This window comes from Kovacikia sp. CALU 1929 (assembly GCF_056784235.1).
Genome location: NZ_JBXBCF010000115.1, coordinates 122,667 through 135,504, shown reverse-complemented (window position 1 = coordinate 135,504; position 12,838 = coordinate 122,667). Strand labels below are relative to the sequence as shown.

Sequence of the window (12,838 nt, the reverse complement as noted above, 5' to 3'; positions counted from 1 at the left end):
TCAAAATAGTGCAATTTTCCGAAGTCTGGTTCATGCAGATGGTGGATTCTGCCCATGCTTTAGAGATTGGAAAGACGGGAACAGCCAGTTTACAGGGGTTGAACGGACGTGAATTTGTGGTCACTGTCAGAAAACCATGAAATTCTCACAGCAGAGTCGCTAAAATACACAAGAGTAGGTGTGTTTGGATCAGGTTGCCTACTAACTTGCGAAGGATTCATTAGTTCCCTCAGTTTTCCTGGTAAAGCGTGCGTTATTCGGTTCGTCCCCACTTTAGAAGTGCTAAACAGCGTCCACCCCGTCGGGGACGATCCATTACTGTTTTGCTCCTACTTCTGCTAATTTGGAGCATTTGTTTGGGTTGGGGATTGTCCCTGGCAGCGGAACCGTCTGTTGTCAACCGGATTGCTCAAGAAACAAATCCATCTGAAGCTGCGGTCTCTGGTACCGCGATCGGTACGGTAGACGCAGTGCCCGATCGCCTTAAAGCAGGGCAAACCCTTTACCTGGAAAACTGTGCCACCTGCCATCTTGGCTTACCACCCGCTGTCATGCCCACGGAAACGTGGCGACAGTTGTTACAGGACTCTCAGCATTACGGGGTTGACCTTCAGCCATTGACCAGCCCGTACCTGCAAATCGTTTGGGAATACATCCGCTACGCTTCCCGTCCCCAGTCTGAACAGCAACAGACTCCCTATCGGTTATACCAGTCCAACCATTTCAAAATCCTCCATCCGCGAGTCAAGCTACCATCACGACCTGGTCTTTCTAGCTGCATTTCCTGTCATCCCGGTGCAGGCAACTACGATTTCCGAACCTTAAGCAGTGAGTGGCAGAACGCCCCTTGAAAGGCTGAAGGATGAAGGATGAATCGAAAGGACATTTCAGCCTTCAGCTTTCCTACTTCCAATCCTTTGCCTTGCTCAAGTTTTTTTGGAAATTTATCACTTTCTGCCATGCTAAAGACTCTCTTCGGCGACCCCAACGCACGTAAACTCAAAAGATACCAGCCCATCGTCACGGAGGTTACTCTCCTCGAAGACGAAATTAAAGCATTGTCTGACCAGGAGCTTCAGGGCAAAACGGTAGAGTTCAGACAGCGGATTGAAAAGGGCGAGTCCCTGGATGACCTGTTGCCGGAAGCCTTTGCTGTGGTCCGGGAAGCTGGGCATCGCGTTTTGAACATGCGCCACTTCGATGTTCAAGTCCTGGGCGGCATGATCCTGCACGATAACGAAGGGGGACGGGTTAAGGGACATATTGCTGAAATGAAAACTGGGGAAGGGAAAACCCTGGTTTCAACCCTGCCCGCCTATCTCAATGCCCTGAGTGGAAAGGGTGTTCACGTTGTCACCGTGAACGATTACCTGGCACGGCGAGACGCTGAATGGATGGGGCAAATTCACCGGTTTTTGGGCTTAAGCGTTGGGCTGATCCAGCAAAATATGAGCCAGCCTGAGCGCCAGCGCAACTATAGCTGCGACATTACCTATGCCACCAACAGCGAATTGGGGTTTGATTACCTGCGCGACAACATGGCAACCTCCATGGCAGATGTGGTGCAGCGGCCGTTCAACTATTGCATTATTGACGAAGTTGACTCCGTCCTGATTGACGAAGCCCGGACTCCTCTGATTATCTCAGGACAGGTTGAGCGTCCCAGTGAGAAATACATCCGGGCATCGGAAGTTGCCGCAGCCCTGATCCGCAAAGAGAACGAAGACGACCCCAATGGTCACTATGAAGTGGACGAAAAGCAGCGGAACGTCATCCTGGCGGATGAGGGCTTCATTGAAGCTGAGAAGATGCTGGGAATGACGGACCTGTTTGATCCCCAAGATCCCTGGGCGCACTATATCTTCAACGCGATTAAGGCAAAGGAACTGTTCATCAACGATGTGAATTACATCGTCCGCAATGACGAAATTGTGATTGTTGATGAGTTTACGGGACGGGTGATGCCGGGACGACGCTGGAGTGATGGTCTGCACCAGGCGATCGAGGCAAAAGAGCGGGTTGAAATTCAACCGGAAACCCAAACCCTGGCAACCATTACCTATCAGAATTTTTTCCTCCTCTATCCCAAGCTGGCAGGGATGACAGGAACCGCGAAGACTGAGGAAGCCGAGTTTGGTAAGATTTATAACCTGGAAGTTGCAACGATTCCCACGAACCGTCCCAATGTTCGGAAAGACCTTTCTGATGTGGTCTATAAGACAGAGGATGCCAAGTGGAAAGCGATCGCCAGTGAGTGTGTTGAGATGCACGAACTGGGTCGCCCGGTGCTGGTCGGTACAACCAGTGTGGAAAAGTCAGAATTGCTGTCGCGCCTGCTGTACGAGCGCAAGATTCCCCATAACCTGTTGAATGCAAAGCCAGAGAACGTTGAGCGGGAATCGGAAATCATTGCCCAGGCAGGACGAAAGGGCGCACTGACGATCGCCACCAACATGGCAGGGCGGGGAACGGACATCATTCTGGGTGGTAATGCCGAGTATATGGCACGCCTGAAGGTACGGGAATATTTCATGCCGCGTATCGTGCAGCCAGAGGATGAAGACAGCTTTGGCGTTACAGATGTCCCCGGTGCTGAACACAAACGGGGTGGTGGACAGGGCTTCGTTCCTGGGAAGAAGGTCAAAACCTGGAAGGCATCGCCCCAGATTTACCCAACCCAACTTACGAAGGAGACTGAAAAGCTGCTGAAGGCAGCGGTTGATTTTTCCGTTCAAACCTATGGTGAGCGGTCTTTGCCCGAACTGGAAGCAGAAGATCGGGTTGCCGTCGCCTCTGAAAAAGCACCCACCGATGATCCAGTGATCCAAAAATTGCGGGAAGTCTACAATCGTGTGCTTCAGGAATACGAGGCTTACACCCGCCATGAACATGAAGAAGTGGTGCAGTTGGGTGGTCTGCATGTTATCGGTACGGAGCGCCATGAGTCTCGCCGGATTGACAACCAACTGCGAGGACGGTCTGCCCGTCAGGGTGACCCTGGCACCACCAAATTCTTCCTCAGCCTGCAAGATAACCTGCTACGGATCTTTGGCGGCGATCGCGTGGCTGGCTTGATGAACGCCTTCCGGGTTGAGGAAGATATGCCGATTGAATCTGGGATGCTGACGCGATCGTTGGAGGGTGCCCAGAAGAAAGTCGAAACCTACTACTACGACATTCGGAAGCAGGTATTTGAGTATGACGAGGTGATGAACAACCAGCGCCGTGCCATCTACGCCGAACGCCGTCGTGTCCTGGAAGGGCAGGATCTGAAAGAGCAGGTGATCAAATACGCCGAACTCACAATGAACGACATTGTGGAGGCAAAGATTAACCCTGATCTGCCGCCGGAAGAGTGGGATTTGAAAGGTCTGGTCAGCAAAGTCCAGGAGTTTATTTATCTGCTGTCAGATCTAGAGCCAGATCACCTGGAAGATATGAGCGTTAGTGAGATCAAGACATTTCTGCACGAACAGGTGCGGATCGCCTACGACCTCAAGGAAGCTCAAATCGACCAGATCCAACCTGGTCTAATGCGGCAGGCAGAACGCTTCTTCATCCTTCAGCGGATTGATACCTTGTGGCGTGAGCACCTGCAACAGATGGATGCGCTACGTGAGTCAGTCGGCTTACGCGGCTATGGACAGAAAGATCCGCTGATTGAGTACAAGAGTGAAGGCTACGAACTCTTCCTGGAAATGATGACTGAGATCCGACGGGATGTTGTTTACTCAGTGTTCCAGTTCCAGCCTCAAATTCAGCCTGCGGCTACGGCAGCCTCAGAGGTCGTCTAGATTCGGCGCTGCTGCATAGCAGTATGAATTGAAACTCCATTCCAATTCATACAAGCTCTAATCCATACCCAGATTCAGCAACACCTCTAAATCTGATTGGGCATTTGGTGGTTCTGAAGAGTTGGATGAATTGAAAACTTTCAATTCATCCAACTCTTTCTCATACCTGGAATCAGCAGCGCTCATGCTTAGCCCTTCACCCCACTCCCCACTTCCGTTGGCACCACATACCGCTGCATCACCATAAAAAATAGAATGATTGGCAGAATCGAGATCACCGACCCCGCCGCCACCAATCGCCAGTCCAGATTCAACTGTCCCGCTAACTGTGCCACCCCCAGAGGCAGCGTGTAATACTCTGGGCGATCCAACACAATCAGGGGCCACAAAAAATCGCTCCAGGAACCGATAAAGACAAAAATTGCCAGCGTTACTAGGGCAGGACGAATCGACGGGATCATCACATACCACCACAAGCCCAGTTCCGAACAGCCATCCATCCGTGCCGCTTCCTCCAGTTCCTTGGGCACCCCCTGAAATGCCTGCCGCAGCAGAAAAATGCCAAAGGCAGAGGCGATCGCCGGGAAAATCAGCCCCAGATAGGTATTCCGCAACCCCAATTGCACGGTCAACACGTAAAGCGGAATCATCACAATCTGAAACGGAATCATGATGGTGCAAACAATCGCAATAAAGATTCCCTCCCTTCCCCGAAAGCTCAACCGTGCTAGGGGGTAAGCCGCCAGGGCACAGAACAGCAAATTCAAACAGACGGTCAACATCGCCACCAGCGTACTATTGAATAAATAGCGCCCAAATGGATTGGTTTGCCAGACCTGGACAAAATTTTCCAACGTCGGTTGGCTGGGTAATAGCTGCGGTGGGTACTGAAAAATATTTTCCGTGGGCGACTTCAGCGACGTGCTGACCAACCACGCCAGTGGCACCAACATCACGATCGCGATCGCCCCCAGCAACAGGTACATCCAGACATTTTGCCAGTATCGAGCCAGTTGTTTTTGAGCCATTGGGGTGGAGGAGTGGAGGAGGGGGGAGTGAAGGAGTGGAGGGGTGAAGGGGTGGAGGTTACTGACACCTGGCACCTAACACCTGGCACCTGACACCTACCACTCATCATTAAAAGACTTTGACCGGGTTTTTTGAGCCAGCGATCGCATCGTCAGGTACAGGATCAGGAGAAACAGTAAACCCATGGCTCCTGCCAAAGGATTGCGATCGATGCCTGTTATCCAGGCAGGAACGCGATCAGTATAGCCAACTAATTGACCAACGTTAATGATGTAGTAGCCCCAAACCAAACCCGCATGAAGCCCGATGGGTAGACCCAACCGCCCTCGATAAAATCCACCTTGCCAACGACTGCGGGAGCGCTTTGCCCAGACCAGGGTTGCACCTAGCAAAAGTAACGCCGGGAAGGTGATCGATGTCCGGCGTAATTCTTCCAACGGCTTGATGAAATGCACGGCTGCAAAGACAGCGGCATTGATCCAGAGGGCGATCGCCGGAGAGTAATCCCGCTCCAACTCATCTAACAGCCATCCCCGGAAGAATAACTCCTCTGCAAACCCAATCCCCAGCGATACTAACAAACCTTCCAGAACGACACGCACCAGTTCCAGGGAAGAAGTTTCCCAGACTAACCAGCCCAAGAAACCCTGAGTAGCGAACAGGGCAAATAAGCTAATCAGCCCAATCGCTAAACCAATCAGTAACTCCAGTCCATTGAGACGAGTAAATTCCAGTCCACAACGCCAGAGCAAATTGGGCTGTCCATAAATCCGCTGTCCCCACTGCCGCACTAGCCAGATAAACTCTGTATAAAGCAGCAGTAGCGTGACAATGCTTGCAGTGTTCTGAATGCTCTCCGGAGAGCCACCCCCACGAGCGATCGCTGTATAAATCAGACCTGCCAGGGGTAGCCAGAGGACAAGCAACAAACCGATAAAAATCCCCAGCCTCACGGAAACCGGAAACCGGGATATGCTGGAAAAATTAATTTTCAACCGACCCCTCTGGCTACTCGTCCGGCTCAATGGTGCTGCTTAAGCCGTGGCTTTTCAATGTCTCACTGTAAAACTCAGCATGTTCCTGGGCACAGGTAATCACCAGAGCCAACCCATTGGTGTGAGCTTCCATCATAATATCGACCGCTTGAGGCTGGGTCAGACTGGGCACCGTTTGCAACAAAGCCTGTACTACATGCTCCATTGAATTGTAATCATCATTGTGAAGCAAGACCCGGTAGCGGGGTGCAAGCTTCCTTACCGTCGAACGCTGTTCAAGGGTTTCGACAGACACTACGCTATCCTCTCCGTGAACTATCTGGAACAATTAACGAGACTGGGCTTTGGAACGAATCAGAGACGGTATCCCGAAAATAATTCATCCCCGCTTAAAGATTAGCGCACCCACTTTTCACTGCTCAAATCAGAATTAAACCTCATCTACAGCAGTTTTTAGACGAGTGCCACAGAATGAATGCCGTTGTATTAAGGAACAACCAACGTTCTGTGTGGCAGGCACAAAGAATATACCAGAGATCGCCGTCGGCTTTACATTGCGTAATTTCATTTATACCACTCAACCCCTAATCCGACATCTTCAGTATCAACTTCAGTGTTGTAGCGGTAGAAGCGAAGACCGACAACCCTTTAGAATTGGAATAAAGCTATTGATCCCGATTCTTATGGGCTTGTCATCTAAGCAGGAGTTCCTGAAAAACCAACCCTTTCAGCCTTGCCAGATTGTCTGCTTGGAACACGAAACAGGCTACCTGTATGCTGAAGTCATCCAAATTGTAGAAGCCCGCCAAATTTGCTGGGTGCGCCCTCTGATACTCGCCATAAAGGGTTCTAATACTGATTACCAGGATGCGATCGAGTCTGCTTGTTATTACGATCTTCGCTCTGGATCTGACCTACTCTATCCGCTGGCACTTTTCCGCGCTGCCCTGGATACCGAGATAGTTCCGTTACTTTCTGCGATCTACGCTTCAGACCATGACCTAGACGGAAACCAGATCAATCCGAATGGGCATCACCAGCTTCGACAATTTATTCAAAAAGTGTGGCAAACTTATCCAGAAGCATTCTAAAGCCTTCTCTGGATTAAAGCTGTTTATGGGCTGGGAACCAGTTGAATCCGACCTGAATCCATTTCATCCATCAACAGTTCAAGCGCTTCATAATCGACATCTGAGATATGTCCCAGCCGAGTTAGCTCATAGTTGATCTCATTTTCGATGTCGGGGGTCAGCTTTCTGATATGGAGAGCTTTTTCTACAAGTTGCCGTATAATCGCTGAGTTTTTCATGGGGTATGGTAGGAACTCTAGCTAAAATTCTCTACTGACTGCCCGTTTAGTGGAGTGATCTGAAACGGATGGGCTCAGTGATTTAGATCACTGAACAATTTCTGGTTTATCTTACAGATTTTTTATGGGTATTGATATTTATATTAGAAAACTTTGCATTTCCGTCTTAGCGTTTTTGAATCCAGTGAGGTATGTGGATAGCCGTAAAACCCTTGAGTCAAACCGATGAGATGTACCTCGCCCAGAAAGGAAACGCTATAGTACTTTCAAGCAGATTTTGCACCCCTTTCCTACCCCAGACTCACAAACACAAAATAGACTTGTAGGATAGCACCCGTTTGGGGCACTATCCTACAAGTTTGCTGAAAGTTGGTCGTTGATCCTAAATGCTGGTTACTTTTGCCCTTCAGACTCCAGTTCAAGCAGGGCGCAGCGGGCAACTGCCAGGCTGAGGCGGGCTTGTTCAACTTCGGATAGTTCTTCCCAGGCAGCGGTACGAATCTTTTCCAGGGTAGAATCGACCGCACGACGGGACTCACCATTACGCATGGCATAGGCGAGGGGACGCGCCAGCACATACAAGTCTTCTTCTGCCAGATTGGGCAGAGCGTTTTGAACACATTGAACTAACTGGTCTGCCAACGATTGAGAAGCTACTAAGGCTTGCTGTGCCTGACTGGCGATCGCCCCCAGCAACTCCTGGGGAATCCGTGCTGCAAACCGCTCAGCCAGAGATTCTTGCAGACTGGCAACAGACCAAAGTTGATTGACTCTGGCAAAAAAATCACTGGCACGGGTCGAAACTTCTTCTTCCTGCCAGTCATCGAGTGAAAAGCCTTGTTCCAGCTCATTGAAGAAAGATTCAGCTTCCGGTTCGGCGGGGTTCCAGGGATAGGGCGTTTTCAAGTTAGGATTCTCTTCTACGGAAAATAGATCCTCAGTAAGCGGTTCAGTTCCCTTCCAGGAACAACTAACTCCGTCGGCACGGAGAAGTGAATTCCACAGATCACGCTCAATATCAGTCTCAGAATTTCCCAGATTACCGGAACACATCGCTTTCTTCTCCATCACCGGACTCCTGCATGCACTAATTGAAAATGAACTTGCTTTGCTGGGAATGACTACATAGCGATCGCAAACCGTTCCGCAACCTAATTTAATTTAAGTGATTTCGCTGAAAAAGGCTCTATAGGGAAGAAAACAGTGAATGGCAAAAGTTTTACTCTATCAGATTGAGAAGTGGAGGCTCAGCAAACCATTCTATGAATGTCAGGTACTCATAACGAATTCAATCGATGAATACCACCCTTACTCACATTAAGGAGTCATAGTCACTCTGCACAATAAACTCCAGCGTCTCATTCTGGGAACTCCCAAACTTGATCTGGGCCCCTGAATGGAGGGGCACTTCCTGCCGATGGATTTTTTGCCAGCCATTTGGTTCCACGTCTGGGTCCAGGAGCCAGGTGCCAAACCGGGAAAAGTCTTCCAGGAAATAGGTAATCTGGCTGTCACCATCCTGGTGAGATTGACGGCAAAAGATCACGGCATGTTTACGCGATACTCCGCTCTGGTCATCCTGAATCACCAGATCATTTTCTGCCCGGTCTCTCCCGACCCGCATAATCCCTCCCTGAATGCTCCAAACTTTGGCAGTTTTAAGCGATCGCAGAGAGGCGTTTGAAATTTCCTGCCCAAATTTGGTGATGCTTCCTGGCAACTCGGTTGGCGTTGACTCCATCGGCTTCAGCAATTCGCCATCATACTCCGGGTGCATATAAAGGACCGGCAGCGTCCAGGCTGGCTGATTGAAGCGGTAGAGGGTCAGCAGGTGCTGCCTTGCCACTGCCACTGCCTGGTCGATCGGCATCCGCTCTGCCAGAGCTTTAGCGAAGGCTTGAATAAAGCTGAGTGCTTCTTCATCCGTAATTGGCTCCCGCATTCCTAATACAGCAGGGACTCCATGATGAATCAGCACCTCTGCCAGACTGCTACGTGGGATGGCATGGGATGGGTTGGGGTCGGATGAATCGGCGGAACCGTGGCTGCTGTGGTCTGGTTGGGCACCCCAACAGGCATTGAACACTGCCAGCTTAACCTGCCGACGAGTTAGAACCTGAGCCAGTTCCGTTCCGTTCAGGGTCATATTGGGATTCAGATAGAGCAGCCCGCCATCGGGCGCTGGAACCCCATGACCAGAGTAGAAAAATACGTTATAAGCCTGGGTTTCCAGGGTATGAATCAGCTCTGCCGGGGTAGGCTGTACCAGCGTATCCACCTGGCAGGGGGTACTCGTCATTCTACCGATCCCTGTACTACCAGAGATTTTTAAGACACTTGCTAGGGCATCTGCCTCTTGCTTAAGCTGAAGAATATGGTTATCCGGGTAGCTCACCGATTCTGCCGTGGCGTATGCACCCTCAGGAGCAGAGTCCTGACCCAACACCAGGAGAATTTTCAACATATAGTCTGACCGAAGCGGGGGCAGTACATGCACATCGCTGGTGGTGCGACTAAACAGTAGTTGCTGACTGAGGGAAACCGCTTGCTTTCCAGCAGCATCTTGCATGATTTCCCAGGGAAGGGCAATCATGCTGGGATCTCGTATTTCTAACCTTAGTCTCAGGGGTTTTCCCTGCCCCATCGCCATCCCCTGACTTTGATTCAGGCTGTTCTGAACCAGGCCATCAAAGAGCCACTGCCAGAGATGAATCCCCAAGTTCTGCATCAGGCGTCCGGCTCTACCAACCCGTATGCCATTTTCATGGGGAGCTTCCATGGGAGCCGTTTCTGGTACCAGTGCAGAGTCAGTTAGGGGGGCATTGACCTGGGAAACCTGAGGCACACTCGGCAATACTCGAGTAGAGAAGATTTCCTGCCATCCTTGCCATAACTGGGTGAGGGACTCGGTCCAAAGGCACTCATGTAGAACAAACCCTCCTGGGTAGGGGGCTTTGATCACATGAATGGCAAAGTGCCCTGCCGTTCGCAGGGGCGCGATCGCCAAACTTAAGCAGGGTATCTCAGAAAAGGACATTCGAGGGTTTACCTGGACCCATGAGGCAATTCACTGTCTTATCAGTCTAGTTGGTGTTTGGTGTTCGTTGTTAGTGATTCCTTATCAAGAGTTTAAGGATAGGGACAGGAGTCAGAAGCCCGAAGTTAGAAACCTCACCGTGAGTCGATCACTTGAGCGGTAGCTAAAGGGTTAGCAGCCAGAAGGCAGGAGGCAAAGCTTTTCGTTTCATCAGCAAAGCAGGAATTTAGAGGGGTTGAAGGGAAGCAGAAATGAACAGGTTACTGACCCTCAAGGGGTTGTGGATGCCTGGGAGGGTGGACTTGTGGCACAAACACCCAATTGGGTGGGGGTCAGGGAAAGTTCCTGAGTAACCAGGGGAGAGATCGTTGCTTCCTCAACCCAGCCACTTTGTCCTGGCTGAACTGATTGGGAGGTCACGCCCGCCTGGGTGGGGACTGAGCAAACTTTTAACCGCAGCCAGTTACCCTGATTGGGAACGAACTGGCGGCTAGAAACCTGTAAAACACTGCCGATCGGAATGCTACCAGTTGCAACAATGCCCTGAGTTACGTCTGGTGTCGGTGGCTGGGGCAAGAGCGTAATGGGAAGGGGTTGGTTACCCCCAGGAAGCAAAAGGCTGACCTGCACGAGAGAACCAACGCTTAAAGGTGGCGGGCTGGGAGGAGGTGGGGGTGGGGTGGGAATCGGTGTAGGAGATTTCACCACCAGAGGACTGGGGCTGACATCGGCTGAAGGGTTCATCCGCGATCGCAGCACTGGAATCAGCAGAGCGGCTACCAGACTTGCTAAGGCAATTATGCCAGCCAGACTCAACACAAAAGAAAGGGGATTGGCAGAACGACGGACGGGAGAAATCTCCGGTTTGAGTGTCTGTGAGGAGAATGGGGATAGTTCCGCCTGATCGCCCGCCGGAACTTGACCCTCAAGCGTCGGGGTCGGAACAGCTAGAGCGGCATCCAACGGTTCCAGCGGGGCAGAATTACCCTGGCTTGTCTGACAATAAACCAGCCCAACCGTCACATTGTCGTGTCCGTTCTCACGGTTCGCGATCGCCACGAGCCGTTGGATGGCAGTTGCCAGGTCTACTCTGCCATCCAGAACAGGCACTAATTCCGTCTGCCAGTGTTGCTCGACGCGATCGTTGTCGCTGAGACCGTCTGAGCATAGGAGAAATAAACAGTCCTCGTCCAAAATAAACCGTTGCACTGTTGGATGTAGCAGCGAGGATGCATTCATTCCCAATGCTTGAATTAATGAGCCTGAACCGGGCTGTTGCAATGCTTCCCGATAAAGGGCATAGCCCAACCGGACTTCCCTGGATGCCAGATCATCATCCAGCGTGACTTGATGGCAACCGGTGCGACTAATCCGGTAAGCACGGCTATCCCCAACATGGGTAATGTAGAGTTCGTGGTGATGCAGCAGAGACATAACCAGGGTTGTCCCCATACGCTGCCGCTCCTGCCGTTGTTCACTGTCGTTACGCTGGCTGATGACATCATTGGCGCTGAGGGCTGCCTGCTCCAGTTGGCTCATCAGTGCGACTGGGTCAAGGGTAGTCGGGTGGGCAGACAGTCGTTGTAGTTTCTGTTGAATCGTGGCGATCGCCAGGTTCGATGCCACATCTCCCCCTTCATGCCCCCCAATGCCATCACAGACCACAACCAGGGATGCAGACGTTTCGGCTAAATCAGAACTTGGATTGAACTCATTCCCACCAGAAAGGGAAACCCCTAGCACAGAGCCACTCGGAGGATAGCAAGCATCCTCGTTTCGCTGCCGACTCGGTCCCTGATCGGTGCAGGTTGCAATTTGAATTTGGTAAGACTGCTCCTGCCCACAAATCGTCAGTGCCCGATCTAGCACCATCCCAAGTTGCTCTGCATTCCGAATCTGTCCTTCTAGCATTTGCTGACAAATTTTCTCCAAAAAGCCAGCAATTTCTATCTGTGCCGTAGACTGCCACTGCTGCCATAATTGCGCCAGGTTAACCAGAGATGGAGCTTTCCTGCCATCTGCCTGCAACTCCAGCAACCGGACCAGTGATCCCTCAACCCTCAAAAAGTCTGGACACAGGAGCGTGGAAGCGGCTCCCTCCAGGCTAAACGGTTGCCACAACTGGGCAATCTGCCACAGCCAGTTCAGTTGCCTCAAACGACTGCTTTTGCTCCAAACATCCTCCAACGCGGGCATTAATCTTCCTTCCAGGGCAGGCGTTAATGAATTGCCTATCCCATCCGGATAAATTGGAGCCTGTTCCAGTAACAGAATCTCAGAAGTAGCCCGCTTTTGTTCGACTCTCACCACGCCAAAGACCTGGGGAGTGTGGGGCTGAAAAATCGAAAGTTTGAGGTAGGTTTCCACCGATGAAGAAAGCTCTTCGGGCAGTTCGGGGGGTAACCCAGGATGGGTATCCAAAACGATACGATCCTGCTTTAGCAGATAACGTCCACCCAAAAAACTGCCCGACTGCAATGATTCCATTCCTTTTCCTGTAGCCCACAAATACCGCTTGGGAATGGGAGTGCGGCACTGATGACAAAATTTGTGGCTCTCAGGATTGGGAGCCTGACACAGGGGATTGGGACAAAAAAGTCTGACCGCGTCGCTTTGCATAGCGATTCCTATTGATTCCCTCTATGTTAAACCGAGGAATTTAAGTAGCTAACAG

The 12,838-nt window shown here is 51.1% G+C and carries 11 protein-coding genes; 3 read left to right on the top strand and 8 right to left on the bottom strand.

Annotated elements, in window-relative coordinates:
• The first annotated feature begins 248 nt into the window (after positions 1 to 248).
• Both AC1S52_RS32035 and secA read left to right on the top strand, forming a co-directional pair.
• Positions 249 to 851, top strand: coding sequence for a diheme cytochrome C (locus AC1S52_RS32035; protein ID WP_482033106.1), 603 nt, complete (start codon positions 249 to 251; stop codon positions 849 to 851).
• Positions 852 to 959: 108 nt separating this feature from the next.
• Positions 960 to 3,794, top strand: a complete 2,835-nt coding sequence (gene secA, locus AC1S52_RS32030; RefSeq protein WP_482033105.1) for a preprotein translocase subunit SecA — start codon at positions 960 to 962, stop codon at positions 3,792 to 3,794.
• Between the two features lie 57 nt (positions 3,795 to 3,851).
• Here secA and AC1S52_RS32025 read toward each other — a convergent pair whose 3' ends face one another.
• The 4 genes from AC1S52_RS32025 to clpS all read right to left on the bottom strand — a co-directional run bounded on the left by AC1S52_RS32025 (position 3,852) and on the right by clpS (position 6,113).
• Positions 3,852 to 3,980: a hypothetical protein gene (locus tag AC1S52_RS32025; protein ID WP_482033104.1), complete on the bottom strand. Its 129-nt coding sequence runs from the start codon at positions 3,978 to 3,980 to the stop codon at positions 3,852 to 3,854.
• A gap of 2 nt (positions 3,981 to 3,982) precedes the next feature.
• Positions 3,983 to 4,822: a carbohydrate ABC transporter permease gene (locus AC1S52_RS32020; RefSeq protein WP_482033103.1), complete on the bottom strand. Its 840-nt coding sequence runs from the start codon at positions 4,820 to 4,822 to the stop codon at positions 3,983 to 3,985.
• Between the two features lie 96 nt (positions 4,823 to 4,918).
• A complete protein-coding gene (locus AC1S52_RS32015) occupies positions 4,919 to 5,818 on the bottom strand; it encodes a CPBP family intramembrane glutamic endopeptidase (protein ID WP_482033102.1) in 900 nt (299 codons plus the stop codon).
• A gap of 13 nt (positions 5,819 to 5,831) precedes the next feature.
• The gene (clpS, locus tag AC1S52_RS32010) at positions 5,832 to 6,113 is read right to left on the bottom strand and encodes an ATP-dependent Clp protease adapter ClpS (RefSeq protein ID WP_482033101.1); all 282 of its coding nucleotides are present in this window, start codon (positions 6,111 to 6,113) and stop codon (positions 5,832 to 5,834) included.
• A 166-nt stretch (positions 6,114 to 6,279) separates the two neighbouring features.
• Between clpS and AC1S52_RS32005 the strand changes: the two genes are divergently transcribed.
• Positions 6,280 to 6,909: a hypothetical protein gene (locus tag AC1S52_RS32005; protein ID WP_482033100.1), complete on the top strand. Its 630-nt coding sequence runs from the start codon at positions 6,280 to 6,282 to the stop codon at positions 6,907 to 6,909.
• A 23-nt stretch (positions 6,910 to 6,932) separates the two neighbouring features.
• On the opposite strand, the gene AC1S52_RS32000 is transcribed toward AC1S52_RS32005, so the two are convergent.
• From AC1S52_RS32000 to AC1S52_RS31985, 4 genes are all read right to left on the bottom strand, one after another.
• Entirely contained in the window at positions 6,933 to 7,127 is a 195-nt protein-coding gene (locus AC1S52_RS32000; protein WP_223047966.1) for a hypothetical protein, read from the bottom strand.
• Positions 7,128 to 7,520: 393 nt separating this feature from the next.
• Positions 7,521 to 8,195, bottom strand: a complete 675-nt coding sequence (locus tag AC1S52_RS31995; protein ID WP_482033099.1) for a hypothetical protein — start codon at positions 8,193 to 8,195, stop codon at positions 7,521 to 7,523.
• 244 nt (positions 8,196 to 8,439) lie between these two features.
• Positions 8,440 to 10,164: a CHAT domain-containing protein gene (locus AC1S52_RS31990; RefSeq protein WP_482033098.1), complete on the bottom strand. Its 1,725-nt coding sequence runs from the start codon at positions 10,162 to 10,164 to the stop codon at positions 8,440 to 8,442.
• A gap of 270 nt (positions 10,165 to 10,434) precedes the next feature.
• Complete coding sequence (locus AC1S52_RS31985) at positions 10,435 to 12,783, bottom strand: protein phosphatase 2C domain-containing protein (RefSeq protein ID WP_482033097.1); 2,349 nt, start codon at positions 12,781 to 12,783, stop codon at positions 10,435 to 10,437.
• Positions 12,784 to 12,838: the final 55 nt, after the last annotated feature.